The organism is Glutamicibacter sp. V16R2B1, from assembly GCF_005774635.1.
GTDB classification, from domain to species: Bacteria; Actinomycetota; Actinomycetes; order Actinomycetales; family Micrococcaceae; genus Glutamicibacter; species Glutamicibacter creatinolyticus.
In genome coordinates this window covers 1-25785 of record NZ_VATX01000012.1, presented here as the reverse complement: position 1 = coordinate 25785, position 25785 = coordinate 1, and the positions used below count along the sequence as shown (strand labels likewise).

Sequence of the window (25785 nt, the reverse complement as noted above, 5' to 3'; positions counted from 1 at the left end):
AGGCGCCCTGCCCCGCCGCCGAGTTGAGTTCGGTGTTTCCAGTATCCGTGCCCGATCGGCACCACCACAAACCACGGTGTGCCGCGCGCCTAGCCGCGGACCAGGGAAACGATCTGCCCGGTGGCCCGCCCGGAGGGGGCCAGCAGGTGCCCCAGGTGCTTGTGCACCCTGATCACCGTGGAGCGATCCGCCACCCGGGCGCCGGGAATCCTGGATTCCAGGACCGCCTCCAGGCGCAGCGCGTCGGCCCGGCTGCGGCTGGTGAGCGCGACGATGAGGTTGAATTCCCCGAAGGCCACCCCGGCGAACTGGATCTCGGGCATGGCCAGCCACGCACCGTCCCCCTCCACCAGGGAGGCGACCGGTACCTGCAGGAAGTACCAGGTCACCGCCGGCCAGTTCGAGTACTGCTGGGCAACGTGGATGCGCAGATCCAGCGCCTGCTGCATGCGCAGCGTGGCCAGTGCGTCACTGGCCCGCTGCCCGCTGATGCCCAGCTCCCGGGACAGTTCGGTGTTGCTGGCGCGCACGTCCTTTTCCAGCACCCGCACGATGCCGGTGGCCAGCTGTTCGGGCACCACCTTGGCGGCGGCCGCCCGCGGCGGGCGGAAACGCGGAATGCTGTTGACCTGGGCTGCGGAAAGGGCCTGCACGGTCCAGTTCGCACCGAGCTTGAGAATGGAGTTCAGGATATAGGTGCGGGTGGAGCGCACCCCGGGCAGGGTTCCCAGCCGGGTGAGGATGTATTCGGCCAATTCGTCATCGTCGCGTGCGGTCAGCGTCATCACGATGTCCCGGCTGCCGCTGGTCAGGTCGATGGAGATGATGTCCCGGTCAAGGCTCGCCTGCTCGGCGGTGCGCAGCACCTGGCCGGGATGGCACTGCACCTCCACGATGGCGGTGCTGCCGCGGTGTCCAGCGTCCTCCATGGCCACCGACCAGGCGCAGCCGCTGGAGATGATGCGTTCCCAACGCCGGGCCAGGGTCACCGAGTCCAGCCCGAGGATCCCAGACAACGCCGTCCACGGGACGCGCGGCTCGACCTGCAGCGCATTAATAATCTGCAGGTCGATCTGCTGAAGCTCGAAATTCTTCATACTTGCCCGCCCTTGGGGAATTTTCCTTCATTTTAACCGCAACCGTTGCTCGGCCTGTCATTGTAATACGGGTCACGTCCGAAGGACGCACACGCAGAAGGAGAACGACATGGAAACCACTGGACACCGCTTGGGCACACGGGCGGTGGGAACGTATCGGCTACTGGTTCCCATCCTGATTGGCCTGGAGTTCTTTTCCGGGCTCGTGCAGGGATGGATTGTCCCGCTGCTCGGGGAGATTTCCCGGGTCTACAGTGTTCCGCTGGGCCTGACCAGCTGGGTGCTGGCCGTGGGCCTGCTCTCCTCGGCCGTCAGTGTCCCCTTGATCTCCATCCTCGGCGACCGCTTCGGCCCGCGCCGACTGCTGGTGGTGGCGGTGAGCCTGGCCGCAGCCGGTTCCATCCTGATCGCCCTGGCCCCGAACTTCGCCTGGCTGCTGGTGGGCACCGCGATCCAGGGCCCGGTCGCCGCGTTCCTTCCGCTGGCCATGGCGCTGCTGAAATCCCACCGCCCGCAAAGCGCAAACCGGGATGTGGGTCTGATCGTGGGCACGCTGACCTTCGGTGTTGCCGCCGGCAGCATCTTTGGCGGCATCGCCATGGACGCGATCGACCAGCTGCACACGGTGCAGCTGATCCCGGCGATCGCCCTGGCCGTCTTCGTCCCGCTGGTGCTGTTCTTCGTTGCCGAATCCCAGGCCGACGCCACCCGCAGCGTGGACTGGCTGGGCGCCCTGTTGCTGGGCATCGGCCTGGTGGGCCTGATGTACGGCCTGTCCGAAGGTTCGCAGTCCGGCTGGCTGGCAGCCGCCACCGTGCTGCCCATCGCGGTGGGCGTGGCCGCGCTGGTGCTGTTCCTGATGGTCGAACGCCGCGCGCTCTCCCCCATCGTGGACATCCCGGCGATGCGGGCGGCCGGGCTGGCCAATCCGATCTTCATCGGCTTCCTGGTGGCGCTGACCATGTTCGGCAACCAGTCCCCTCCGGTCATGTTCCTCACCGCCAATCCGGCCGAGCTGGGCTACGGCAACGCCATGCCGGCCTCCGGGGTGGGACTGGTGGTGGCCGTCTCGGCCGGCAGCCTGACCCTGGGATCGTTCCTGTCCAGCATGATCTCCAAGAAGCTGGGACGCACCAGCACCCTGGCCCTGTCCTGCCTGGCGGCGGCCGCCGCCCTGTTGTGCATGGCCTTCGTCCCCTCCTCCACGCTGCTCTTTGCCCTGTGGCTGGCGATCTGTGGGGTGGGCACCGGCATCGTGGTCGGCATCCTGCCCGGCGTGGTCATTGAACGTTCCCCCGAATCCGCCGCGGGCTCCGTGGCCGGGGTCTACAACACCGGACGCACCATTGGCGGTTCGCTGGCCGGCGCGTTCGTCGCCTCGGTGACCACCATGCTGGTGATCAACCCCGGCGGCGGGGCCGAAGCGGCGCCGGCACCCTCCCTGGCGGCCTTCCAGGTGGTGTGGGTCTGCTTCGCCGCCGTGAACGTGGTGGCCGCGGCCGCCTCCCTGTTCATCGGGCGCAAGGGTGCCGCCGCGCCAGCCGAACCTGCCAGTGTTGCGGCCCCGGACGCGGTCGCCAGCTGATTCCGGCGCAGTCGTTCACCACCTGGCACACCTGGACACCCGAGCCTTTCGAACATCCCCGACCAGCCGACATCTTTGAACAAGGAGTTCCCGTGAGCAACACCGAAGAAATCCGCGACCAGATCCTGGCCACCATTGAACAGCGCCAGCAGCAGCTGTTGTCACTGAGCCACGGCATCAGCAGCCACCCCGAATTGGCCTTCGAGGAATATTGGGCCTCCTCCGCCGTGGCCGAACTGCTGGAGAACGCCGGGTTCGCGGTCCAGCGCGCCGCCTACGGCCTGCCCACCGCCCTGGAGGCCGTCTACGGGCAGGGCGAATTCACGGTGGCGGTGGTGGGCGAATACGATGCCCTGCCGGAAATCGGACACGGCTGCGGCCACAACATCATCGCCACCGCCGGTGTCGGAGCCGCCTTGGCCTTGAAGCCCGTGGCGGACCGCCTGGGACTGCGCATCAAGTTCCTGGGCACCCCGGCCGAGGAAATCGGCGGCGGCAAGATCCTGATGCTGCAGCAGGGCGCCTGGGACGATGTGGACTTCTCCCTGATGGTCCACGGCAACACCGGGACCCAGTACAGGTGCCTCAGCCAGGGCACCCAGGCCTACGAGCTGCTGGATGTCACCTACACCGGGCGCACCGCCCACGCCGCGGCGGCACCCCACGAGGGAATCAACGCCGGCTCGGCCGTCACGCTGGCCCAAGTCGCCTTCGGCCTGCTGCGCCAGCAGCTGAAGTCCAATGTGGTGGTCTCCTCCTTCGTGGTCAGCGGCGGCACCGCCACCAATGTGATCCCCGGGGAGGCGAAACTGCAGGTGGAGATCCGCGCGACGCAAAGCTCGGACTGGGAAGATGCCCGGCAACGGGTGCGCGCCTGCCTGGAGGGCGCGGCGATCGCCACCGGCTGCCAGCTCTCGGTGGTGCAGCCCGAGCTGCCCTATGAGCCGATGCGCCAGGACCCGGCGCTGGCCCAGTACTGGGATCAGAACCTGGAGCGGCTGGGCTACCAGATCAGCGGGGAACAGCCGCCCACCGGCGGCTCGACCGACATGGGCAACATTTCCCAGTACCTGCCGGCCATCCACCCGATGCTGGCGGTCAGGAACAGCGACGCGGTGATGCACACCTCCGGCTTCGCCAGGGACGCGGCCAGCACCGACGGTGATGAGGCGGCCCTGAACGGGGCGCGCGCCCTGGCGTTGACCGTGGCCGATGTGGCCAATGACCCCGAACTGGTGCAGCGCCTGCGCGCGGCCCGCGAGCAACGTCCCTCCGCAAAGCTGTCCAACCGGTCCAGGGACGCCGTGCCGGCCCATGTCGGCTCCCCGGCATAGATCAAACCGTTCCCGCCCGGTGGTGGCCAGCACACCACCGGGCGGGAGGGCAAAGCCTCAGGCGGTGGCGGGAAATGTGTAATCCCCTACACTGTTTTGCAGGTTACTGCGCGCCGGGGCGCGGGCACCTAAGGTTTAAAACATGGCTGAAGCAATTACCTTTCACACCCGCAAGTGGGTCCGCCCCGAGGACCTGAACGCCAACGGCACGCTGTTCGGCGGTTCGCTGCTGCGCTGGATCGATGAGGAAGCGGCAATCTACTCGATCATCCAGTTGGGCAACAAGCACGTGGTGACCAAGTACATGTCCGAGATCAACTTCGTGGCCTCAGCGAAGGAAGGCGACCTGATTGAGATGGGGCTGACCGCCACCGACTTTGGGCGCACCTCCATCACGCTGCGCGCCGAGGTGCGCAACATCTTCACCCAGGCCAAGATCCTGACCATCGACAAGCTGGTCTTCGTCAACATTGGCGAGGATGGCACCCCGGAACCGCACGGCTACGACCACATCACCTACACCCGGGACCGCATCCCGCTGGAGATCACCAAGTCCCTCGTCTAGCACGCGCTGAAAGCCCTACCCGGCCCCTTCAGCCGCCAGGTTCCCAGCAGCTGCCCGGCGTGGTTTTGACGGTAACCCACCGTCAAAACCACGCCTTTCTCATGCCCCCGGGCGCGCCGGACTGCTCGCGGCGAAGAAAATCTTGCCAGCCCTTGCCGCACCACGCGGGTCTCGAGCACAGTAGTAGGTGCCCGGGCACAACAGTGCCGGACATCCATCCAGCTTGCGAGGTCCCCATGAGCCGCATGATCTTTGTCAACCTGCCCACCGCCGACCTGGCGAAGGCCGATGCCTTCTATGAGGGGCTGGGGTTTACCAAGAATGAGATGTTCTCGGATTCCAACGCCACCTCCTGGATGATCAGTGACACGATCACCGTGATGGTGCTGCACCGCGACTTTTTCGCCAGCTTCCTCATCGATGGGGACACCCCCACCGTGGGCAGCGGCACCCGTGAAGTGCTCAACGCCCTGTCCGCCGATTCACGCAGCGAAGTCGATGATTTCGTGGCCAAGGCCGTGGCCGGCGGCGGCGCGGTCTACCGGGAGGCCAGCGAACCGTTCGAGGGCATGTACCAGGCAGCCGTCAAGGACCCGGACGGGCACGTGTGGGAAATCGCGTGGATGAGCCAGGAGGCCATGCAGGACGAGGCCTGATCCATCGCTCGCACCGAAGGCACCCTGCCCCAGGCAGGGTGCCTTCGGGTTTTCCATAATGAAGTTCTCTGGATCCCTCCGTGTTGCCCGGCCCGGCCAGTACCTAGGGTTGAGGTATGACTTCGACACCGTTACCTTCTCCCCCGGGCACCTGGCGCCCGCCGCTGCGGTTGGGGCTGACCCTGCTGCAGCTTGCCGTGATGGGCACCCTTGGGGTCGCCGCGATCACGCTGTTGGCCGTCTGGCTTCCGGCCAGCCTGGCCCTGGTGGTCCTGCTGGGCCTGGGCCTGCTGATGCTGGTGGGGCTGGTCTATGCGATCTTTGCCCTGTCATGGTTCGAGACCCGCAGGGTCACCGACCTGTACGAGCTGCCCGTCGCCGAGCTGCGCTGGCAGCCCAGCCAGGGTCCCGGCTTCGGGCAGTACCTGCGCAGCCTGGGCCGCAATCTGTCCAGCGGGCGGATGTGGGCGGCCTTTGGCAGCTTCGCCCTTGCCGTATTGCTGGGTGCCGCCACCCTCAACGTGGCCCAGTGGACCATTGAGTCCCTGGTTCTCTCCTTCGCGCCGCTGACCGGGGCCGAGGAGGTTTCGGGCCCGTTCGGCTGGCAGCTTCCGGCCTCCCAGGCCCCGCTGATGCTGATCATTACCCTCGTTGGATGCGCGGCGCTCGTGGGCCTGGCATTCCTGCACCGGGCCATCACCACCGCCATCATCGGTTCGGTGGCCCGTGAAACCGACCTCAGTGCCCGGGCCTACACCAGCTCCGCCCAACGGGCCGGGGCGCTGCGGGCCGCGGAACTGGAACGCACCCGCATTGAACGGGACCTGCATGACGGGGTACAGCCCCGGCTGGTGTCGGTGGGCATGGCCCTGGGCCTGGCCCACCAGCAGATCGACACCAACCCGCAGGCCGCAAAGGAACTGGTGGCCGAGGCGCACACCTCCACGAAGGCGGCCATCACCGAACTGCGCCAGCTCACCCGCGGCATCTATGCCTCCGTGTTGGAGGACCGCGGACTGGATGCGGCCCTCTCGGCCGTGGCCGGACGTTCCCACATCCCGGTGAAATTGGATGTGGACCTGCCCGGGCGCTGCGAGAAGACCTCGGAAGCGGCCGTCTATTTCTCCATCGCCGAAGCCCTGAACAATGCGGCCAAGCACTCCCGGGCCTCCGAATGCCGGGTTACCGTGCGGTTGCGTGCGGAACAGGGCCAGTCCCGGCTCTGGGCGAGGGTGGAGGACAACGGGGTGGGCGGGGCCTCGGTCCTGCCCGGCGGCGGCCTGGACGGGATGACCAACCGGGTGCTGGCCGCCGGCGGCACCGTCCACCTGGACAGCCCGCACGGCGGGCCCACCGCACTGGAGGTGAACGTGCCATGCGCGTACTGATTTGTGAGGACTCGGTGCTGCTGCGCGAAGGGCTGGTGCGGCTGCTGGAACACTCCGGCCACGAGGTGGTCGCCGCGCTGCCGGACGCCGGTGGGCTGAGCGGTTTCATGCAGCAGGCGGACCCCTCCCAGTTCCCCGAACTGTGCATCCTGGATGTGCGCCTGCCCCCGAGCTACACCGATGAGGGGATCCGCGCGGCACTGCAGCTGCGGCGCAGCTATCCGCAGCTGCCGCTGCTGGTGCTCTCGCAGTACGTGGAGGAACGCTACGCCGCCGAACTGATTGCCATGCAGTCCGGGGCCCTGGGCTACCTGCTCAAGGACCGGGTGGCGGACGTGGCCGAGTTCATTGAATCCCTGGAACAGATCCGTTCCGGCGGAACCGTGCTTGACCAGGAAGTGGTGGCACAGCTGTTGACCCGACGAAACCATGACGACCGCATGCAGCGGTTGACCGAACGCGAACGCACGGTGCTGGCCGCCCTGGCCGAGGGCAAGTCCAACCAGGCGATCGCCAGGCTTCTGCACTTATCCGAAGCCAGCGTGGAGAAGTACATTACCTCCATTTTCCAAAAACTCGACCTGGAAGCCGATGGCACCGGCAACCGGCGCGTGCTCGCCGCCCTGGCGCATATCCAGGACACGGGCACCGGCAACACCGATAGGAGCACCCCATGACCACCCCCACCACCCCACCGCCAGTTGGGGACACCCGCCAACGCCGGCCCCTGGGCCCCGTGGGCATTGTGCTGGCCGTGCTGGGCGGGCTGATCCTGCTCGGCGTGATCGCCGGAGCCGTCAACCAATCGGTTGCCACCCTCTCCCGCAGCCACACGGTGCTGACCGCCGATGCCAAGGGAACCACCGACCTGAAGGTCAACGCGGAGGCCGGACAGTTCACCCTCGAATTCGCCGACACCCCCGAGGCGGTGCTCGATGTGCGCAGCTCCCGCGGCTCCTGGTCACTGGAGCGCCGCGGCAACACGCTGGAGGTGAAGCCGCCCGGCGGATGGCAGAGCTGGTGCTTCCTGGGCTGCGACCGCTCCCGCAACGACGTGAAGCTCACCCTGCCCCGGGAGCTGGACAATGGACAGCTGAACGCCACCCTGAACCTGGAGGCCGGTGAACTGCTGGCGAACGGAAACTTCGCGCGGCTCGATCTCGACGTTGATGCCGGATACCTGCGCGCCAACGGCTCGGCCACGAGCCTGGATGTGGATCTGGGGGCCGGGCAGGCCGACGTGGTCCTGGCCGATGTCGCGGACGCCACCTACGCCGTCGCCGCCGGACGGCTGAACAGCGAACTGACCGGCAAGGCACCGGCCACGGTTGACGCACAGGTCAGCGCCGGACTGTTGGATCTGACGCTGCCGGACACCAGTTATTCCGTGGCCAGCGAGGTCTCCGCAGGAAGCGTGGATAACCGCTTGCAGGTCAGTTCCAATTCCAGCCATCAGGTGGGCTTGCAGGTATCGGCGGGCTCGGTGCTGCTGCACCCCGGCGCCCCGCCCACCGGGGACGGCCGGTAGGGTCCAACCACCCCGGCTCGGAAAGCCCGGATGCCGGGGATCCGAAACCGCAACGATACAGGCCTCCGCCGCTAAACCACAGGGTTTAGCGGCGGAGGCCTGTGTCGTGGTGCTCGTCGCTGGAAGCCAACGGGCTAGGAACGGTCCTTCTTCAGCGCGGCCAGCCGGGCCTCCACCTCGGAAGGCTGCGGGGCACCCGCGGCGATTTCGCCGCTGGGCGCCGGAGCCTCGTCCACGATATCCGCACTGGGCTTCAAAGCCGCCAAGCGGGCCTCCACCTCCGCGTCCTGGCCCAGATTGTCCAGTTCGGCGAACTGCGCGTCCAGCGAGGAAGCCGCCAACTCGGCGGCGCCGCGGGCCTTGGCTTCCTCCTGGCGCACCTGCGCCTCAAACCGACCCACCTCGGAGGTTGGGTCGCTCATGTCCAAGGACTTGAGAGCATCCAGCATCTGCCCCTGGGTCTTGGCGTTGCGGGCGCGGGCCACCAGTTCATCGCGTTTGGACACCAGTTCCTGGCGCTTGGACTTCATGGAGTTCAGCCCGTCCTTGAGCCGGGCCACCACCTCGCGCTGGGTCTGGATGGTGGGTTCCAGTCCGGCGGCCCGCTTCTCGCAGGACATCTGGCGTTGGATGGCCACGGTCGCCAGCTGGTTGAACTTCTGTGCGTTCTGCTCATCCCCGGCCGCGCTGAACTCGTCGGCCTTGTTGGAGGCCGCCAGCGCCTTCGCTCCCCAGTCCTTGGCCTCACGCAGGGCCTTGGCGTGGTCTTCTTCCTGCATGCGCAGGTTGCCGATGGTCTGGGCCACCGCGGATTCAGCTTCGGCAATGTTGTTCGTGTAGTCACGCACCGTCTGATCCAGCATCTTCTTCGGGTCCTCAACGGCGTCCAGGGCTGCGTTGGCGTTGGCCTGGCCCAGCTTGAAGATCCGCGCGAAAAATGAACGTATAGACATGGTGTTCCCTTCGATTGCCGCAGGTTTAACTCTAGGCGACGAACCCCCGCCAACTGAACTCGATTTCGGTTCCTTCAAAGGATGCGGCGGTGAAAATCAGGAACGGGGCCAGGCAGACCACCTTCAACAGTTGTGCTCAATGCGGAACGCTAATTTTCCACGCGGGCAGTCCGCGGTAACAGGAGAAGCTCCGCCGGAGCCAGCCTCGATCTTATCGCCAGGCTATAAGCTATTCGACGCGCGGCTCGCACTCACGCGCACGGCGCAGGTACGCGACTTCGTCGATCACGCCGCGGGCCGCGGCAGTGAGGGCCTCGATGTCTTCGCGGCTTGGGATCCGTCCTTCCGTGCCATGCTGCAGCAAGTGACTGCTGCGCAAACAGTTCTGGCCCGCGTTGCTCAACCTCGAACTTCTCAGGCACGGCTGACTGCCTTCCAAAATGGTCCTAATGCTATTTGGCCGAATCGCCCGAAAACGGTTCATAGAGCTTTTCCCGCGATTTTGGTTCCGGATACAAATTTCGGGCAGCTTTACTCCGGCTTGCCACTCGAAATAGTGAGCTCCAGCCGGAACGTCTCAAAAACGAGCGTTCTCGAGACGCTTGTCAGCAGGTAATGCGTACTCGGTGAAGTAACCACATGTGGTGAATCCGAGGCGTCGATAGACCGGTTCCCCGTCCGCAGACGCCTGCAGCACTGCGGTCTCATAACCGGCCCCGAGCGCAGTACGCATTGTGGCCAGGGTGATGGCTCCGCCGTATCCTTGGCGGCGTTCTGATTTGAGCGTTGAGATGTTGTAAATACCAGCGACCCCATCGCTGAAGAAAACTTCAGCCGAGCAAACGGCCCGGCCATCAACATAGCCAACCAAGTAGCGCGCCGGGGAATCAGCGGCTAAAGCCGCGTCCGAAGCGTCGGCATAGAAACGCTTCACCGTAATCGCTGGTGGATTCCAGTTGGCGGAAAGCACGGTTGCATAATCAGCAAGTTCTTCTGGCGTCCTCACTAACCGTATTTCGAGACCGTCAACCTGCACTTCCGGGAAATTGCCCCGCAAGTCCTTCCACATGCCAGACTCAGTTTCAGAAGCCTCTAAACCGGATTTCTCGAGGTAATGGGCCAGATCATCTGGAGCACTGGCGGGGCCAACCCACCATGAGAATGGGCGTTCGGTGGCACCCAGGACCTGGAGCGTCTCTGCAACGCGAGTAGGTGCAGTAGTAGCGGTGAAGCGGGCGGCCGCAACGATATTGAAAGTGTCGTCGCTGAGGCCGCTATCCGCAATCACCAGATCATCTGTTTCAGTGACAGTTGCGCTGTCCAAGTACCGGTGCAGATGGCACGCGTGCTCAGCCAAGTTCTGCTCCATAGCGAGTTGAAGACTAGGTAGATCTACTGACGAACGCTTATCCAATTCCATAATGATCCATCTAAACATCCAGGTTCGACGATTACTCAGGGAGCAAGTGCAAAACAAGTTGCTTTGGGGGAAATCTCATCGCTAGTAACCGGCGGCGCACTGTAATAAGTTGCTAGTCCAACACACCAAAGATCGACCGTTTTGGGTTTCCCACAAGAGGAAAGAGCACTGGGATGATCGCGCCAAGGAGCCCGGACAGAGCACTGAGGCTCCGTTGCTTTGATTGCATATGAACCCAGGCCGCCTGGGCTACGATCAACCCGTCGATGGTGAGCTGGTTCAGACTTGGTGCGCAACCGGTCAAGGCTAGGTCCTAGTCCTCCGCACCGGTGGCCAGGGCCTCCCAGATGCAACCGGCAAGCTTGCCCGGCACTCAGCAGTTCATCGCGCACAGCGCCAACGGTGACGCCGGAGGTGGCCATGACGTGAACGGCGGTCCAAGTGCTTGGCGCAACGCCACCCACTCTTCCTGAGAAAAACATGCATGATTTCACGAGCCATTGATTGCGCCGTGCGGCGCTGGTTAGTCTCCACGTAGGTGCTGGCTTCAACCAGAAGGAACCGCCCTGCCAAGGGTGTTCATTCTGGACCGGCCTTCTGCCGCACAATGTCCGATCACGAGCGAAGGAAGAGAAATGACCCAGGAACCAACCTCGGATGATCAGCAGAACCAGAATCTGGACGAGAATGACCAGCCGGACAAGGCAACCGAACAGCAGGACCAGGGTGCCAAGAAGCGCAACGGCAAGGGCGAAGACGAGGGCATCGTGAAGGAATGGGAGAAGGAATCCTTCCCGGCCTCCGACCCGCCGGCCAACTACTAGGCCTCACCGCCAGGGAAACCGACTACGAACAGGAAGTGTCCCGATGACAAAGCATTCTTCATCCCGTCCGGGAAGCGACAAGGACGAGGAAAACCAGGTCGACAAGAAGCAGGCCGGTGCCACCTCGAACCCTGACCCGGTCAAGGACAACATCACCGGATTGGAACCGGGCGGCGGCGTACCGCCCGGAGAGACCCCACCGGCCGAGGGCTCCATGAGCCAGGATCAGGGGCATGACGAATAAACGGCATCCCTGATGCCAGTGGCCCGAACAGCAGGCTGGGCACCGACAGAGGCGTAGCCTCGACCTTCCTCCTAGGGGATCTGGTCGAGGCTACGCCTCTTTTTATCCGGTGGGCAGGGCCGGTAGGGGCTACAGGTCCACGGTGCCCGAGTCGCCCGGGTGGGCGCTCTTGTCGGTGAACTTCTCCTTGACCCAGCTGGCCACCACGCTGGCTGCACCGCCGGGGTTCTCCCAGTATTCCGCGGAGTCGGAGTCCACGTGCACCAGCACCACGTTGGAGGCCTCAGGGTCCTCTCCCACGAACGTCTCGACCATGGAGTTCCACAGTTCACGCTTCTTTTCAACGTCCCGCACGATGCGGGCGTTGCCTGCCACGGAAACCCACTTCTTGTTCCCGGCAAAGGACACGTTCACTTCACTGCGCGCTTCAATCTCGCGGACCAGCTCGGTTTCGGTGACCGTGAAGAACCACAGGTCCCCGTCCTCGGTGACGTCGATGACGGTCAGCGGGCGGCTGTAGAGCCGGTCCGGTCCGTGGGTCGTCACCATGGCAACGCGAATGTCCTTCAGGATCTCAACTACCTTGCGCGTATCGTCATTGGACATGCTGGTTCTCCTTCACAGTTGGCAACCTCGGTCACCGCCCACGTTACGGATTTCCAGGACACGCGAAAGGGTTTTGAGCATCTACCCAGCGGAGGCAGGGAGCATCACCAGCGGTTGCCCCGGATCGGCAGGCTTCGCTGCCCGCCGGATGCTAATTCACGCAGGGATCAACCCGTGTTGAGACCAGCTCGTGCCGATAGAAGCCGCGCCGTTCGCAGCCCTGAACGCTAAAGGGCGGAAGGACGTGCGCAACGGCGCTGGAACTCCAATGGCTGATCCGAAAGGTGACCAGGCAGGAACGGGTGGCTTGTTCGACAAGGTCCCACACCACCATGTCCTGGGGTGATGCCTCCACGGGCTGCAGGTCGGCGCAGGACCGGGAAATGTGCAGCATCCGCAGTGCGTCATCGTTCTTTCCCAGCACCGCAAGCAGCACCGAACCGTCGTAGCGGGCGGTGAGGGCCAGCGCCTCTTCCAGCGGCTGGAAGGGTTGGGTGACAAGAATGGGCATCCCGTGGATCCATTCATTGGATTCCAGGTACTGGCGGCCCTCACGGGACCCAAGCAGCTCCCGAACACGGGCGTTAACAGGCGAATTTCCAGAAAATGGGGACATGATCAGGCCTTTTCGTCGTCGCGACGATAGGGGTCTCCCCCTTCTCGTCGCGCCGCAGGCTAACATGTCCCTGACGAACAAGGACCACCAGGTGGCTGGCGGCTTGTTCGATGTTGGCTAGCAGAGCTTGTTTCCAAGCGTACGGGTTTATGGTGACTCGCGCCATGCCCGAAAGCTCATTTTTGGCTCAAGTCCGCGGGGCCAGCGCCTGCGGGACGGACTCTGGACGGCGGTCCGAAGCGCGGCTGGCCCCTATTGCTGCTTCTCAGCTGGGCTAGGCGGTGCAGGCCTCATTTGAGCAGCCGGCATCGCGTGGAATGTATTTATCCGTCCCCTCCACCTGCTCCCAGATGACGTGCCGGTGTTGGCCGCAGCGTTCGCATGACGGCGCCAGATACGTGGAGCGCTCCTGCATGGTGTACGCCCGAAATTCCCCCATCGTGACCTCCTGACGGTACCGGCCTTCCGACCAATTGTTCCCGCCCTTGCGCGGTGAGCTCACTCTAGCCTGAGCACTGCGGCGGAACCAGAGCCACCGGCCTTTGCCCGGAATGGGGGCTCAGGACTTGTCCGTCTGCGTGGCTCGAATTTCTGCGGAAAGCAGGAAGTGGCGCCCCAGCCGGCCCCATTCCACGCTTCCGTCGGCTTCACTGATCTTTTGACGCAACATGGCCAACCCCAGACCGTCCACGGCGTCCTTGGCCCCGCGGCGCACACCATCATTGCGCACGGAGACCAACCAATGCTCCTGGCCCTCGGACTCTTCCAGGCGCAGGAACACCACCAGGTGCGTGGTGTCGGCATGCCGCACCGCGTTGATGGCCGCTTCCCGCACCAGGCGCAACAGCAAGATCGGCAACCGGTCATCCAGGTCCACCCCGGGGGCGCTGACTTCCACCCGCAATCCGGCGTCCCGCAGCGTGGAGGCCAGTTCCTCAATGTCGCCCAGGGTACCTGCGTCCCGGTCCCCCAGCCCGTCCTGGTCCATGGAGTCCACGGTGCGCCGCAGCTCCTGCAGCGCCTTGGCGGAGGAATCACGGACGTGTTCCAGGTTGACGGTCGCCGCCTCATCCCCCGACACTTCCTCCAGGGCGGCGTTGGTGTGCAGGGAGACCAGCGCCAGATGGTGGGCGAGCTTGTCATGCAGCCTTCGGGAGACCCGCAGCCGCTCCCCCAGGTGCCGTTGCCCGGCCTCGGCCCGGGCCCGCAGGGTGGCCAGGCCCTTGAGTTCGTGCCGGCTCTCCTGCAGCTTGTCGGCGCGGTCGACCAGCCGGCGCCGGGTGGCGATCATTTCGCCCAGGGCGACCCCGAGCAGGCTCAGCGCCAGGATGGCGAGCAGTTCATAGCCCAGCACCACCTGGGTCTGCTCCCCGCGCACCAGCCGCACGCCCAGGGAGAGGATGATCAGCCCCAACATCACGGTCAGGGTAAAGAAGCGCAGCCCGGCGGCCGTCGCGGCGGCCGGGAACAGCAGGAGCGGCACCACCAGCCCCAACGCGGGAAACCCCACGCTCAGGTAACCGCAGATGCCCACGGCGGCAAGGATCAGGGTCAGCCGCGAGCCGCGTTGGCCCAACGCGGTGAGCAGGGCGAAGCCCAGGGAGAAACCGCCCAGGCCCAGCAGGTAGCCCAGGTGTCCGGCACCCCACCAGCGGGCGGGATCGGCAAGCAGCGCCAGCAGCAGGACGGCCAGGAAGACGGCCGCAGACCACAGCAGGCTGGCGATGCGAGAGCTACCTGAACCTTCCACAACCCCAGTCTATGACGCACCGCAAATCCGGGCAGGGTGCCGCGCCACAACCGGCGGCTACACCCGCACCAGCGTGCTGTCCTCCACGTAGCGCGGTTTGCCGGCCATCATCCCGGACACGGTCTGCAGCACCATCAGCGCCCCGAGCAGCAGCACCGGGGCCGTCCACGAATCGGTCATCTCATGCAGGGCACCGACGGCGAAGGGGCCGGGGAAGGCGATCAGGTAGCCGATGCTCTGCCCGAAGGCGGACAGCTTGGCCACCCCGGCGGCGGTGTGCGCCTTCAGCCCGATCATGGTCAGCGCCAGCGGGAAGTTCGCCCCGGCCACCCCCAGCAGCACCGCCCACAGCATCGCGCCCTGTGCCGGGTACGTCAGCAGCCCGGCCACCGCCAGCACCCCGGCCGTCCCGGTCACCAGCACCAGGGGGCGCTGGTTGCGGAACCGTCCGGCCAGGGCCGGCATGATGAACGAGAGCGGGACCCCCACACCCAGGATCACGGCCAGCAGCGCCCCGGCGTACCCGGGCGCCAGCCCGTAGCCGGTAAAGATCTTCGGGGCCCACCCCATGAAGATGTAGGCGGCCGAGGCCTGGGTGCCGAAGAAGATGGCCACCCACCAGGCGGTCGCGTTGCGCCACATCGGCCCGATCCCGTTGCCCTCACTGAACGCGCCGACCTGCTGTTGGCGTGCCGCGATCTGGTTGCGCAGCCCGAAGTACACCACCAGCCAGACGCCCAGGGCCAGGGCGGCCAGTGTGGCCCACACGCCCAGCCCCACCCGCCAGTTCCCGCCCAGCGCCTCGTTGACCGGCACCGCGACCCCCGCCACCGCCGAGGCGCCCAACGCCACCGCGGTGGTGTAGGCCCCGGTCACCATTCCCACTCGGTGCGGGAACCAGCGCTTGACCAGCACCGGCATCAGGATGTTGCCCAGTGCGATGCCGGTCAGCGCCAGGGCCGTGCACAGCAGGAACAGCCAGGTGCTCGGGGCGATGGAACGCAGCACCATGCCCAGCAGGATGGCGGCCATGGCACCGATCACCACCAGCTCCGGCCCGCGCCGCCCGGCCAGGCGCGGCGCCAACGGCCCGAGCAGCGCAAAGCACAGTGGCGGCACCCCGGTGAGCATGCCGGCCACGAACCCGTTCATTTCCAGCCCGTCAATCACCGGGTCCAGCAGGGCGCCCAGTGAGGTCACCGCCGGACGCAGGTTCAGCGCCGCCAGGATGAAGGCGATCACCAGCACGGCGGCGAAGCCGCGCGGTGGTGCGGTGGCAGTGGGTTTCATGGGCCTCGATATCAGGTGTGGTGGCGGCGGGGGCATGGGCTGGCCGGCTTAGCTGTCCAGGGTGGGGCCGGGCTGTTCGGTGTGCGGCACGAAGCGCACCATCATGGCCTTGAATCCCGGCGTGTTGGATTCGCGGGCCACCAGGTCCCGGTGCACCAGGGCGTTGGCCTCGGGGAAGTACGCTGCGGCGCACCCCTTCGCGGTGGGGTAGGAGATCAGCCGGAAGCGGTTGGCGCGGCGTTCGGTGCCGCGGAACGTGGAGATCACATCCACCAGCTGGCGGTCGGTGAACCCCAGGTCCTGCAGGTCCTGCGGGTGCACCAGCACCACCCGGCGCCCGTCCTTGATGCCCCGGTAGCGGTCATCCACCCCGTAGAAGGTGGTGTTGTACTGGTCGTGGGAACGCATGGTCTGCAGGATCAGGTGGCCTTCGGGGGCGTGCAGGGCCTCGAACCCGCTGACGGTGAAGCGCCCGCGCCCAATGTCGGTGGCGAAGGAGCGCGAATCGCGCGGCGGATTGGGCAGCACGAACCCGTTCTTCTGCCGCACCTTCCGGTTGAAGTCCTCAAACCCGGGCACCACCCGGGAAATATGCTCGCGGATCACGTCATAGTCCTCGGCCATGGCCCGCCAGTTCACCGGATGGTCCTCACCGAGGATGGCGGTGGCCATGCGCGCCACGATCACCGGTTCGGCCAGCAGGTGCTCGGAGACCGGGCTCAGCCGCCCCTGGGTGGAGTGGATGACGGACATGGAGTCCTCCACGGACAGGAACTGGGCGCCGCCGGGGTGCTTGTCGTCCTTGTCGGTGCGGCCCAGGGTGGGCAGGATCAGGGAGGTCTGCCCGTGCACCACGTGGGAGCGGTTCGGCTTGGTGGAGATGTGCACGGTGAGCTTGGCCCGCTGCATCCCGGCTTCCAACAGCTCGGTCTCCGAGTTCGCCAGGGCGAAGTTCCCGCCCATGGAGACGAACACGTCCACTGCGTCGTTCTCGAACGCGTGCAGGGTTTCGGTGGAGTCATACCCGTGCTGGCGCGGGGCGTGAATCCCGAACTCGGTGTCAATGGCCTTCAGCAGCGCTTCGCTGGGCTTCTCCCAGATGCCCATGGTGCGGTCGCCCTGGACATTGGAGTGCCCGCGCACCGGGCAGGCCCCGGCCCCGGGCTTGCCGAAGTTGCCCTGCATCAACAGCAGGTTGATGATCTCCTTCAGCGTCGGCACGGAGTGCGGCTGCTGGGTCAGGCCCAGCGCCCAGCAGAAGATGGTGGCCTTGGAAGCGACCAGCAGCTGGGCGATTTCGGTGATCTGCGCCCGGCTCAGGCCCGTGGCCCGCTCGGTGGCGTCCCAGTCGATGTGCTGGCGGGCCCGGCGGTAGGCTTCAAACCCGTCGGTGGACGAGTCGATGAAGTCCCGGTCAATGACGCGGCCCGGATCCTGTTCCTCGGCCTTCAGCAGCAGGTGCCCGAACGCCTGGAACAGGGCCAGGTCCCCGCCCACCTTGATCTGCAGGAAGTCGCTGCTGACCTCCTGCGGCCTGCCCAGCATGCCGCCCACGGTCTGCGGGTCCTTGAAGCCGAAGAACCCGGCCTCCGGCAGCGGGTTGACCGCCACCACCCGGGCCCCGCGCTTGCGGGCCTCGGACAGCGCGGAGAGCATCCGCGGGTGGTTGGTGCCCGGGTTCTGGCCCACCACAAAGATCAGTTCGGCATGCTCGAAGTCCTCAAGGGACACGGTGCCCTTGCCGATGCCGATGGTCGGGTTCAGTGCCGAACCGGAGGATTCATGGCACATGTTCGAGCAGTCCGGCAGGTTGTTGGTGCCCAGCGACCGGGCCAGCAGCTGGTACATGAACGCGGTCTCGTTCGCGGTGCGCCCCGAGGTGTAGAAGACGCAGCGTTCGGCCGTGGTGGCGTTCACGTGCTCGGCGACGGTGGCAAAGGCCTGGGACCAGCTGATCGGGGTGTAGTGGGTTTCCCCGGCCCGGATGATCATGGGGGTGGTGATCCGGCCCTGGGAGCCGAGCCAGTACTCGGTTTTCTCCCGCAGCACGCTGATCGGGTGTTCGGCCCACCACTGCGGGGTGACCACCCGGGCACTGGCTTCCTCGGCGATGGCCTTGGCCCCGTTTTCACAGAATTCGGCCGGCTTGCGCCGCCCGGTGATCGACTCGGGCCAGGCGCAGCCGGGGCAGTCGAAGCCGCCGCGCTGATTCACCCGGGCCATGGAGCGCAGCGTGCGGCTCACCCCGGCTTCGGCGAAGCCGCGTTCCATGGAGACCATCACCGCCTTGGCCCCGGCGGCGCTGCGCTGGGGCTCGCTGACCTTCAGTTCCTCTTCATTGATGTCCTGGGTGGGGGCCGGACGGTGCAAGGGGTTCCTCCATGATCTGGGTGCGGGCGGTACTGCTGGTGCGGGTGCCGGTCAGCTTCCGGTGACGCGTTCGGGGTGGGTGTACAGGTTGACGCTGCTGCCCCGGGAGAAGGCGGCGAGGGTCAGCCCGGTGTCCTCGGCCAGCCCCACTGCCAGGGAGGAGGGGGCGCTGACCGCGGTGAGCGTGGGGATGCCGGCCATGGCGGCCTTTTGCACCAGTTCGAAGGAGGCCCGCCCGGAGACCTGCAGCACGGTGTCCTGCAGGGCCAGCTTGCCGGCGCGCAGGGCGGCGCCCAGCACCTTGTCCACCGCGTTGTGCCGCCCCACGTCCTCGCGCAGCACCAGCAGCTGCCCGTCGGTGGAGAACAGCCCGGCGGCGTGCACGCCCCCGGTGTGGCTGAACAGCTTCTGGGATTCGCGCAGGGTGTCGGGCATGGCCAGCAGCACCTCCAGCTGCACCTTCCCGTCCTGTGGGCCAATGCGGAACGCGGACTTCTTGCGCACCTCGTCTATGGAGTTGGTGCCGCAGATCCCGCACGCCGAACTGGTGACCACGTTGCGCATGGCGGCCAGTTCGGGCGGGCGCGCTCCGGGCCCGAGCTGCACCTCGATGACGTTGTAGGTCTGGTTGCCCTCGCCGTCGGTGCCGGCGCAGTAGCGCATTGAGCTGAGCTGTTCGCTGCCGCTGATGATGCCCTCGGCCAGCAGGAACCCGGCCACCAGGTCGAAGTCGTCCCCCGGGGTGCGCATGGAGGTGGTGTAGGCGGTGGCGCCGAACCGGATTTCCAGGGGTTCCTCCCCGGCCAGCTTCTCCTCGCGTACCTTTCGGGCACCGTCAAGGGTGGCGCGGATGACGCGCCGACGCACGATTTTGCGTCCCATGACTGTGCTCCTTTGCTGCAGACCAGACCGGGGTTCGAGGTTCGGGCTCGGGCAGAACCCCTGCCCCTAAGTTAACCCACCGGCTTCGTTGACGCGGCCCGGAACCGCAAAGTATTACGGGCGGGCAGGAAACCGGTGCCCCAGACGGGCCGGTGGCTTGAGAAGCTCAGCGTATCAAGGGCCGCGCCCCGGGGCGTAGCCGGTGCCGGCCGGGAAGCTCAGCGGGTGCGGGAGCCATGCTGGATGTCCGCTGTGTCTTGTCACCCCCGTCTTCTGGTCCCCTGGCGGCGGCGGTAGCCTCAACGGCACATGGTGAGAACGCCGGACCCGCACCGAGGAGTCCGCCACCACGAGGTTCTGGCCGATCCGTGTCGGAGAAAGGCGTGCTTTTTCCAAAGAACTGCCACCTGAGTCGGTGCTGCCCGTTTCACCCGAACCCCTCTTCAAGGAGTATCAGCCATGTCCACGAATCATCCAACAACTAGTCGCTCACGCGCCGCCGTGCAGGTCGCCGCACTGGTGGTCGGCGTGGTGTTCCTGCTGGTCGGCATCCTGGGCTTCATCCCGGGAGTGACCACGAACTATGATGCCCTCTCCGGCGCCGGCCACCATTCGGAGGCGAAGCTGCTGGGCATCTTCCAGGTCTCCTACCTGCACAACGCGGTCCACCTGCTGTTCGGCATCGCCGGTCTGGTGATGGCCCGCAGCATCGGGGCGGCCAAGGGCTACCTGATCGGCGGCGGCATCATCTACCTGCTGCTGTGGATCTACGGTCTGATCATTGACTTTGACAGCACCGCCAACTTCATTCCGCTCAACGACGCGGACAACTGGCTGCACCTGGTGCTGGGCGTGGGCATGGTGGCCCTGGGCCTGGTGCTCTCGCGCGGCCAGCACCGCATCGAATACCACTAGCCGGCCGCCCAAAAGGCGCTAACCGGTCATGGCAGTGCCCGGGGAACTCATCATTCCCCGGGCACTGTCATGTTCCCCCAGTGCGCGCAGCTGCTGACGCGACTTGCCGCCTGGGCTGGTGGGGTGGCCGTGCGCGGCGGGGTGGCCACTAGGCCGTGCGCGGCGGGAACTTGCGGTATTTGCGCACGTGGTTGACGGCGTTCAGCAGCAGGTAGAGCTTGCGCCGCGGGTTCTTCTCGGCCCGGTACTTCAGCGGATTGGAGACCTTACCGGCCTTTAGCAGCGCGGCGGCCTTCCGGCCGGTCGGGGTGTCCAGGTAGCGGCGCAGCAGGGCGTGGGGCAACACCGTGAACAGGCGCTCCTCCCGCAGCTGGGCCATCCCGTCCTGAAGCACCACCGCCGGTTGCCGGCGCACGTCGAAAGCGTCGTACTGGGGGCCGAGGAACTCATTGACATAGAACCGGGCCGGGTTAATGCCCGCGGCGGTGAGGTAGAAGTGGTTGCGACCGAGTCGCGGGTTGATCTCGAAGAACTTGACCTGCCCGTCACGGTGGTCGTATTTCGCGTCGATCATCGCTACCCCGTGCCAGCCGATCTCCCGCAGCATCCGGGCCCCGGCCTCGGCGACCTCACGGTGCCGTCCGGTGACAATCGCCGCCGAGTTGCCCAGCACCAACGGGGCGTGCTCCTCGATCACCACTTCCCCGTACCCGGCAAAGACGACCTCGGTGCCCGAGTCCGACTCAGCGGCGAAGTAGGTGCACAGGCGCATGGCGTCATCCCCGCCGGGAATGTACTCCTGCAGGATGTAGCCCGAGTCGTAGCCGCTGGCATCGATGCGCGAGAGCAGGTCGGTGAGCTGCTGGAAGTCCATGAGCGTGTGGATCTTCTGCTTGCCGGCGAACTTCGCGGCAATCCAGTCCCCGGAACTGGAGGGCTTGCCGATCAAAGGGAAGTTCAGGCCCTCCACCACGGTGGCCACCGCGTTGCCCGGACGGTAGACCCGGGTGCGCGGGTGCGGCACGCCGAGCCGTTCGGCCAGTGCATAGAAGTTCTCCTTCAGCGCCGCCTGTTCAATGACCTCAAGTTCCGGATACGGGATCACGTAGTGGGCCGAGAGCTCCTCGCGGTGCCGGGCGATCAGCATGACGTGGTAGTCCAGGGACCCGAAGAGCAGCAGCGGCCGCTCGCCCTCGCCGGCCAGTTCCTCCGCGAGCTCGCGCAGCGCCTGGACCACCCGGGCCTCATCCGCCATGGAGCCGATGGGACGCAGCTCGATGGCCACCGAATGCTCGATGACCCCGTTGCCGGCGGCGGGCATGACCACCGAACGCACCCCGTAGACCTCATGGAATTCCCGGGCCAGGGTGTAGGTGCCGATGTCCCCGCCGAGGATGACCGGGGCGAAGGGCTGGGCGGGGTCAATCGAGGTGGATGGATTGGCCATAGTCTCTGCTTCCTTGCCTACTTCTTCGCGCGCCAGGTCATGTACTTGTCAAAGGCCCAGGCCAGCGGCTTGATCAGCGCCAGGTCCCATTCCCCGGTGGTCTGGATGATGTCACAGCCGGTGTTCGTCTTGAACTTGGTCAACCCCGCCAGGTGGTGGCCGGCCTCCAGGGTGGGGCTCACCCCGCCCTGGTCCAGGTAGCGGCTGCCGGCGGCGATGGAATCGGCGATCATGCGTTCCATGATGGCCTTGGGGGCAAAGAGCTTGCGCTGTTCGGAGGACGAGGCGCCGTAGATGTACCAGGACAGGTTGGTGGAGCGGATCACGATGGAGGCGGCCAGGTCGGTGCCCTCGTGGCTGGCCAGATACAGCGTGCAGGAGCCGGGCACCGCCCGGTTCAGCGCCAGGTACATGTTCTTGAAGTAGGACAGTGGACGGCCGGTGAACTCGTTGCGGTCCGCGGTATGCCGGTACAGGGCATGGAAGCGGTCCATGTCCTCCAGCCCGCCAACCTCCACCTCCAGCGGCCCGCGCAGGGCCTTGCGGGCCTCGTTGCGGGTGGTGGAGGAGTATTTGGCGCGCACCCCGTCCGCATCCAGCGGCTGGTCCTGCTCATCATGCAGGTCGATGCGGGCCACGTATTCGGGCTGCCCGGCGGCGAAGTCCATGCCGGTGTCCTGCTTGGCGAAGCCCATGGCCTGCAGCTCGCTGAGAACCGCATCGGCGGTGGCGCAGGTGTGCTTGGGCTCCAGGTCCGCCAGCGTGTGCATGCCCTCCTTGCCCAGCGCCTTGCGCACGGCACCCGGCGCCCAGGAACGCACCATCAGCCCGGGGCCCAGCCGCAGCTGGAAGGCCCCGTGGGCCTTGAGGTAGTCCACCAGCGGGGACAGCACCTGGCGCGGGGCGTAGGTGGAAAAGTCGATGACCGGGCCATCGGGAATGTAGGCCAGGGTCTTGCGCACCACCGGCAGCCCGCGGTGCAGCACCAGCGCGGCGCCCACCAGCTCATCCGCGGCGAACCAGCCCAGGGACTCGCCCCGCCATTCGCCCTTCACCTGGGCCCATTCGGGCCGCTGCAGGAAGCTGACCTGGCTGGTGCGCTCCAGGAAGGCGGTGTGTTCGGCGGTGGAAATCGGGCGCAGATGAAGATCTATCGTGCTCACACGCCCCAGCTTACCGTGCACGCCCCGCGATTCCCGGCAGCCCGGCGCCCCCCAGAACGCCGGGTAGGCCACACTGTTTCCGGGCTTCGGGGGTGAACGCCGGCCCGGGTTTGCACCTGCGGTTAGCGGCGCAGGTTCGGCACGAAGCGGGCCAGCGGGCCCAGGAAGTTATCCAGTTCGGCCGAGCGGATCATGCGCAGCAGCAGCAGGTAGACCACCAGCATCACCACGCCCACCACGGCCAGGGTCAGGAACGCGGCCGGGATGGAGGACCAGGCAAAGCCCCAGCTGTAGCCGCCCATGATGCCCAGCACCACGGCGCCAACCACCCCGGAGACCACGGCCATCGCCCCGATGCGGATATAGGTGTCAAGCACGTGCACGGTCCCATAGTCCCCATAACGGCGCACCAGCAGGAAGTGGGCGATGATGGCCGAGATGATGTTGGTGACCCCGTAGATCAGGGCCACCGCAGCGGTGATCTGCACGGCCGGCAGCGTCACGGTGGCGGTGAAGGCCAGCGCCACGCCCAGGGCGGCGATGATGCTTTGGATGATCATCGGGGTCTTGGTGTCCTCGTCGGCGAAGAATACGCGCAGCATGAAGAAGTGCGCGGACTTGAACGGCAGGCCCAGCGCGGTCAGCAGCAGCAGCTGACCGATGGCCGCGCCCTGCAGCATCGCGGTGGAGGAGCTACCGGCGAACAGCCGGCCCAGCGGGCCGGCCAGCACGATGAAGGCGACGGTGGCGAACACCACCGGCACCGCGGAGGTGCGCAGCCCCTTGGACAGCAGCGGCCCGATCTCCTCGGTGCGCTGCTCCTGGAAGGACTTGGTGAACTCGTTGAAGTAGATGGTGGCCAGGGCCAGCACGAACACCGAATGCGGCAGCACGGTGATCAGCTGGGTGGTGTTCAGCGCGTATTCGCCGGGCACCGAGGCGCCCCCGTTGGGCATGGCCAGGCGCGCCGGGGTGGCGGCGGAGACGAAGCGGGAGTTGACCAGCGAGGCGATGTTGCCCACCGTCATCGAGCCCAACGTCCAGATCGCGATCTTGCCCACGTGGCGCAGGCCCATGCCGCGCCAGGCGAAGTCCGGGCGCAGCTTCAGGCCCAGGTTGCGCAGCGGCCAGAACAGCACCACCGCCTGCAGCGCGATGCCCAGGGTCGAGCCGCCGGCCAGCAGCACGGTCTTGGCCGCGCTCCAGTTCTCCAGCTGGTTCGCATCCCCGCCGTATGCTCCGAACAGGGCGATGAAGGCACCGATCACCCCGATCTGCACCACGTTGTTCACCACCGGGGCCCACATGAACGCCGCAAAGCGCCCGTGCGCGTTGAGCACCTGGCCCACCACAGCGTAGACCCCGTAGAAGAAGATCTGCGGCAGGCACCAGAAGGCGAACGTGGTGCCCAGGGCCAGCATGGCCGGGGTCCACCCCAGGGTGAGCACCTTGATCAGCGGCCCGGCCATCAGGGTGAGCAGCACTGTTGCGGCGCCGACCACCACGATGGTCAGGGTCAGCAGCTTGGAGGTGTAGGAGCGCCCGTTGTCGCTGTTCTTCGAGGCCTTGATCAGCTGCGGCACCAGCACCACGTTGAAGATGCCGCCGGCCAGCAGCATGAAGATGATGGTGGGGATGACGTTGGCTTTTTCGAAGATGTCGGCCATGGTGGTCGACGAGCCGATCGCCACCGCCAGCAACGCGGTGCGCAGGAACCCGAGCACGCGCGAGACGATGGTCCCGGAGGTCATCAGCGCATAGACCTTCGAGGAGTGCTCCCGCTTCACGCTGGCGGCAGGGGGCACCGCCTCCTGGGGGGCCTGCGTGGCCACCGCCTCGGTCTGCGGGTCCTCGATCCGGGTGTTCTCGGATCGGCTCTTGGATACCTGGGACATATTCTGGAAAGCTTCACCCTATTGTTTCGGCGCACGCCCGGCCCGGTCCCGTCCCGGCTGCCCGCGGCAGCCCCGGTGAGGGCCGCACCCGTGCAGCGGGCCCTGTTAAAGGAATCCCGCACCGCCGCCGGGGACCTGCCGGTCCCCGCTGCGCCTGTGGCACCGGCCGGTTGCCCGGTCGGCGGCCGCCGGGCACGCCGGCGACAAACACTCATTGTAACGATCCCCGCTGGTCGTCAAAGCGGAAAAACCTAGGCCACGTGCTTACCGGACCTCAGGTTGCGATCCACACCACACGAATTCCACTTGATACCCCATACCCCCTAGGGGTATAGTCTTGATCATGGAACACGAAGCACAGAGCCATGATGCCCACGAGGGCCATGGCTACACCAGCGACAAGGCCGCGGTGCTGCGTCGCCTGAAGCGCATCGAGGGACAGGTGCGCGGGGTGGCGAAGATGGTCGATGACGAAAAGTACTGCATCGACATCCTCACCCAGATCTCCGCCATCAACGCGGCCATGCACAAGGTCAGCGTCCAGCTGATCGAGGAGCACATCGGGCACTGCGTGGTCTCCGCGGCCAACCAGTCCCGGGACACCGGCAACCCGGACATCGTCGTGGACAAGGTCACCGAAGCCAGCGCGGCCATCTCCCGGCTGCTGCGCTAGAAAAACCACGGACCGCCGGCAGCCACCGGCGGCCAGCGGGCGCGGAGAGAACCCCGCCCCGCCGCACACCAGCGCCCCGTGGGCGCACAACCATCACACAGGAGAACAATCATGGGAACCCAGAACGGATGCGGCTGCGGCTGCTCGGGCGAGTCGGCCAACAAGACCAATGAGGGCCTGAAGATCACCAGCCGCCCCGACGGGCAGGCCGAAGCGGTCCGCACCCAGGTGCAGATCAACGGCATGACCTGCGGGCACTGCGTGGCCTCCGTGACCGAGGAGCTGGAAGAGCTCTCCTCGGTATCCGGCGTGGATGTCCAGCTGGTCGCCAACGGCACCTCCACCGCCACCATCACCTCTGCCGCCGCCCTGGACGATGCCGCCATCCGCGCGGCCATCGACGAAGCGGGCTACAACGTGGTAGCAATCAGCCGCTAATTGCCCCAGCAGCAGGCGGCACACCTCTCCAACACCAAGGGATTGATGATGTCCACCCAAACCGAACAGAACCTGCCAACCGCGGGTGAGCGCACAGTTGACCTGGACATTCAGGGCATGACCTGCGCCTCCTGCGTGAACCGGGT

The 25785-nt window shown here is 66.2% G+C and carries 25 protein-coding genes; 12 read left to right on the top strand and 13 right to left on the bottom strand.

The window, feature by feature from the left end:
- Positions 1–89: 89 nt before the first annotated feature.
- Positions 90–1097, bottom strand: a complete 1008-nt coding sequence (locus FDN03_RS07455) for an Lrp/AsnC family transcriptional regulator (RefSeq protein ID WP_138175590.1) — start codon at positions 1095–1097, stop codon at positions 90–92.
- A 109-nt stretch (positions 1098–1206) separates the two neighbouring features.
- Here FDN03_RS07455 and FDN03_RS07450 point away from each other — a divergent pair, with 109 nt between their 5' ends.
- The 7 genes from FDN03_RS07450 (at position 1207) to FDN03_RS07420 (ending at position 8153) form a co-directional block, all read left to right on the top strand.
- Positions 1207–2682 (top strand): MFS transporter, encoded by a 1476-nt coding sequence (locus tag FDN03_RS07450; protein ID WP_138175588.1) that lies wholly within the window; start codon positions 1207–1209, stop codon positions 2680–2682.
- Positions 2683–2774: 92 nt separating this feature from the next.
- Positions 2775–4016 carry a M20 family metallopeptidase gene (locus FDN03_RS07445; protein WP_212743877.1) on the top strand — a complete coding sequence of 414 codons (1242 nt, stop codon included), beginning with the start codon at positions 2775–2777 and terminating at the stop codon, positions 4014–4016.
- Positions 4017–4158: 142 nt separating this feature from the next.
- On the top strand, positions 4159–4581 hold the full coding sequence (locus FDN03_RS07440; RefSeq protein ID WP_138175586.1) for a hotdog domain-containing protein: 423 nt from the start codon (positions 4159–4161) through the stop codon (positions 4579–4581).
- A gap of 236 nt (positions 4582–4817) precedes the next feature.
- Positions 4818–5237 carry a VOC family protein gene (locus FDN03_RS07435; protein WP_138175584.1) on the top strand — a complete coding sequence of 140 codons (420 nt, stop codon included), beginning with the start codon at positions 4818–4820 and terminating at the stop codon, positions 5235–5237.
- A 116-nt stretch (positions 5238–5353) separates the two neighbouring features.
- Positions 5354–6625, top strand: coding sequence for a histidine kinase (locus FDN03_RS07430; protein ID WP_138175582.1), 1272 nt, complete (start codon positions 5354–5356; stop codon positions 6623–6625).
- Positions 6613–7302 carry a response regulator transcription factor gene (locus tag FDN03_RS07425; protein WP_138175580.1) on the top strand — a complete coding sequence of 230 codons (690 nt, stop codon included), beginning with the start codon at positions 6613–6615 and terminating at the stop codon, positions 7300–7302. Before FDN03_RS07430 ends, FDN03_RS07425 begins: the two co-directional genes overlap by 13 nt.
- Complete coding sequence (locus FDN03_RS07420; RefSeq protein ID WP_138175578.1) at positions 7299–8153, top strand: hypothetical protein; 855 nt, start codon at positions 7299–7301, stop codon at positions 8151–8153. Before FDN03_RS07425 ends, FDN03_RS07420 begins: the two co-directional genes overlap by 4 nt.
- Before the next feature lie 134 nt (positions 8154–8287).
- Here the strand turns inward: FDN03_RS07420 and FDN03_RS07415 are convergent, their stop codons facing one another.
- From FDN03_RS07415 to FDN03_RS07405, 3 genes are all read right to left on the bottom strand, one after another.
- The gene (locus tag FDN03_RS07415) at positions 8288–9106 is read right to left on the bottom strand and encodes a PspA/IM30 family protein (RefSeq protein ID WP_138175576.1); all 819 of its coding nucleotides are present in this window, start codon (positions 9104–9106) and stop codon (positions 8288–8290) included.
- A 229-nt stretch (positions 9107–9335) separates the two neighbouring features.
- Complete coding sequence (locus tag FDN03_RS07410) at positions 9336–9509, bottom strand: hypothetical protein (protein WP_249354415.1); 174 nt, start codon at positions 9507–9509, stop codon at positions 9336–9338.
- Positions 9510–9683: 174 nt separating this feature from the next.
- Positions 9684–10526 (bottom strand): GNAT family N-acetyltransferase, encoded by an 843-nt coding sequence (locus FDN03_RS07405; RefSeq protein WP_138175574.1) that lies wholly within the window; start codon positions 10524–10526, stop codon positions 9684–9686.
- A 635-nt stretch (positions 10527–11161) separates the two neighbouring features.
- Between FDN03_RS07405 and FDN03_RS07400 the strand changes: the two genes are divergently transcribed.
- Positions 11162–11350, top strand: coding sequence for a hypothetical protein (locus tag FDN03_RS07400; RefSeq protein ID WP_054821063.1), 189 nt, complete (start codon positions 11162–11164; stop codon positions 11348–11350).
- A 43-nt stretch (positions 11351–11393) separates the two neighbouring features.
- Entirely contained in the window at positions 11394–11594 is a 201-nt protein-coding gene (locus FDN03_RS07395; protein WP_054821062.1) for a DUF6480 family protein, read from the top strand.
- Positions 11595–11723: 129 nt separating this feature from the next.
- On the opposite strand, the gene FDN03_RS07390 is transcribed toward FDN03_RS07395, so the two are convergent.
- From FDN03_RS07390 to fdhD, 6 genes are all read right to left on the bottom strand, one after another.
- On the bottom strand, positions 11724–12200 hold the full coding sequence (locus FDN03_RS07390; RefSeq protein WP_138175572.1) for a pyridoxamine 5'-phosphate oxidase family protein: 477 nt from the start codon (positions 12198–12200) through the stop codon (positions 11724–11726).
- A gap of 151 nt (positions 12201–12351) precedes the next feature.
- Positions 12352–12816 carry a hypothetical protein gene (locus tag FDN03_RS07385; RefSeq protein ID WP_138175570.1) on the bottom strand — a complete coding sequence of 155 codons (465 nt, stop codon included), beginning with the start codon at positions 12814–12816 and terminating at the stop codon, positions 12352–12354.
- Positions 12817–13375: 559 nt separating this feature from the next.
- Positions 13376–14566, bottom strand: a complete 1191-nt coding sequence (locus FDN03_RS07380) for a histidine kinase (protein ID WP_138175568.1) — start codon at positions 14564–14566, stop codon at positions 13376–13378.
- Positions 14567–14623: 57 nt separating this feature from the next.
- The gene (locus FDN03_RS07375) at positions 14624–15856 is read right to left on the bottom strand and encodes an MFS transporter (RefSeq protein WP_138175566.1); all 1233 of its coding nucleotides are present in this window, start codon (positions 15854–15856) and stop codon (positions 14624–14626) included.
- A gap of 48 nt (positions 15857–15904) precedes the next feature.
- Entirely contained in the window at positions 15905–18226 is a 2322-nt protein-coding gene (locus FDN03_RS07370) for an FdhF/YdeP family oxidoreductase (protein ID WP_138175564.1), read from the bottom strand.
- Between the two features lie 51 nt (positions 18227–18277).
- Positions 18278–19108 (bottom strand): formate dehydrogenase accessory sulfurtransferase FdhD, encoded by an 831-nt coding sequence (gene fdhD, locus FDN03_RS07365; protein WP_138175562.1) that lies wholly within the window; start codon positions 19106–19108, stop codon positions 18278–18280.
- A gap of 459 nt (positions 19109–19567) precedes the next feature.
- On the opposite strand from fdhD, the gene FDN03_RS07360 reads away from it, so the two are divergent.
- Positions 19568–20023 (top strand): DUF4383 domain-containing protein, encoded by a 456-nt coding sequence (locus FDN03_RS07360; protein WP_138175560.1) that lies wholly within the window; start codon positions 19568–19570, stop codon positions 20021–20023.
- A 148-nt stretch (positions 20024–20171) separates the two neighbouring features.
- Here FDN03_RS07360 and FDN03_RS07355 read toward each other — a convergent pair whose 3' ends face one another.
- From FDN03_RS07355 to murJ, 3 genes are all read right to left on the bottom strand, one after another.
- Positions 20172–21470: a carbamoyl-phosphate synthase gene (locus tag FDN03_RS07355; protein ID WP_138175558.1), complete on the bottom strand. Its 1299-nt coding sequence runs from the start codon at positions 21468–21470 to the stop codon at positions 20172–20174.
- Positions 21471–21487: 17 nt separating this feature from the next.
- Positions 21488–22633, bottom strand: a complete 1146-nt coding sequence (locus FDN03_RS07350; RefSeq protein WP_138175556.1) for a peptidoglycan bridge formation glycyltransferase FemA/FemB family protein — start codon at positions 22631–22633, stop codon at positions 21488–21490.
- 122 nt (positions 22634–22755) lie between these two features.
- The gene (gene murJ, locus FDN03_RS07345; protein ID WP_249354413.1) at positions 22756–24528 is read right to left on the bottom strand and encodes a murein biosynthesis integral membrane protein MurJ; all 1773 of its coding nucleotides are present in this window, start codon (positions 24526–24528) and stop codon (positions 22756–22758) included.
- Between the two features lie 343 nt (positions 24529–24871).
- Between murJ and FDN03_RS07340 the strand changes: the two genes are divergently transcribed.
- Both FDN03_RS07340 and FDN03_RS07335 read left to right on the top strand, forming a co-directional pair.
- Positions 24872–25201, top strand: a complete 330-nt coding sequence (locus FDN03_RS07340; protein ID WP_138175554.1) for a metal-sensitive transcriptional regulator — start codon at positions 24872–24874, stop codon at positions 25199–25201.
- A gap of 111 nt (positions 25202–25312) precedes the next feature.
- Positions 25313–25639, top strand: coding sequence for a heavy-metal-associated domain-containing protein (locus FDN03_RS07335; RefSeq protein WP_138175552.1), 327 nt, complete (start codon positions 25313–25315; stop codon positions 25637–25639).
- Positions 25640–25785 lie beyond the last annotated feature (146 nt).

Coding starts and splice junctions, on each gene's coding strand:
- FDN03_RS07455 (WP_138175590.1), bottom strand. CDS start 1,097: ATGAAGAATTTCGAGCTTCAGCAGATCGACCTGCAGATTATTAATGCG.
- FDN03_RS07385 (WP_138175570.1), bottom strand. CDS start 12,816: ATGTCCCCATTTTCTGGAAATTCGCCTGTTAACGCCCGTGTTCGGGAG.
- FDN03_RS07415 (WP_138175576.1), bottom strand. CDS start 9,106: ATGTCTATACGTTCATTTTTCGCGCGGATCTTCAAGCTGGGCCAGGCC.
- FDN03_RS07420 (WP_138175578.1), top strand. CDS start 7,299: ATGACCACCCCCACCACCCCACCGCCAGTTGGGGACACCCGCCAACGC.
- FDN03_RS07340 (WP_138175554.1), top strand. CDS start 24,872: ATGGAACACGAAGCACAGAGCCATGATGCCCACGAGGGCCATGGCTAC.
- FDN03_RS07375 (WP_138175566.1), bottom strand. CDS start 15,856: ATGAAACCCACTGCCACCGCACCACCGCGCGGCTTCGCCGCCGTGCTG.
- FDN03_RS07390 (WP_138175572.1), bottom strand. CDS start 12,200: ATGTCCAATGACGATACGCGCAAGGTAGTTGAGATCCTGAAGGACATT.
- FDN03_RS07335 (WP_138175552.1), top strand. CDS start 25,313: ATGGGAACCCAGAACGGATGCGGCTGCGGCTGCTCGGGCGAGTCGGCC.
- FDN03_RS07425 (WP_138175580.1), top strand. CDS start 6,613: ATGCGCGTACTGATTTGTGAGGACTCGGTGCTGCTGCGCGAAGGGCTG.
- FDN03_RS07450 (WP_138175588.1), top strand. CDS start 1,207: ATGGAAACCACTGGACACCGCTTGGGCACACGGGCGGTGGGAACGTAT.
- FDN03_RS07355 (WP_138175558.1), bottom strand. CDS start 21,470: ATGGCCAATCCATCCACCTCGATTGACCCCGCCCAGCCCTTCGCCCCG.
- fdhD (WP_138175562.1), bottom strand. CDS start 19,108: ATGGGACGCAAAATCGTGCGTCGGCGCGTCATCCGCGCCACCCTTGAC.
- FDN03_RS07360 (WP_138175560.1), top strand. CDS start 19,568: ATGTCCACGAATCATCCAACAACTAGTCGCTCACGCGCCGCCGTGCAG.
- FDN03_RS07400 (WP_054821063.1), top strand. CDS start 11,162: ATGACCCAGGAACCAACCTCGGATGATCAGCAGAACCAGAATCTGGAC.
- FDN03_RS07435 (WP_138175584.1), top strand. CDS start 4,818: ATGAGCCGCATGATCTTTGTCAACCTGCCCACCGCCGACCTGGCGAAG.
- FDN03_RS07430 (WP_138175582.1), top strand. CDS start 5,354: ATGACTTCGACACCGTTACCTTCTCCCCCGGGCACCTGGCGCCCGCCG.
- murJ (WP_249354413.1), bottom strand. CDS start 24,528: ATGTCCCAGGTATCCAAGAGCCGATCCGAGAACACCCGGATCGAGGAC.
- FDN03_RS07395 (WP_054821062.1), top strand. CDS start 11,394: ATGACAAAGCATTCTTCATCCCGTCCGGGAAGCGACAAGGACGAGGAA.
- FDN03_RS07405 (WP_138175574.1), bottom strand. CDS start 10,526: ATGGAATTGGATAAGCGTTCGTCAGTAGATCTACCTAGTCTTCAACTC.
- FDN03_RS07440 (WP_138175586.1), top strand. CDS start 4,159: ATGGCTGAAGCAATTACCTTTCACACCCGCAAGTGGGTCCGCCCCGAG.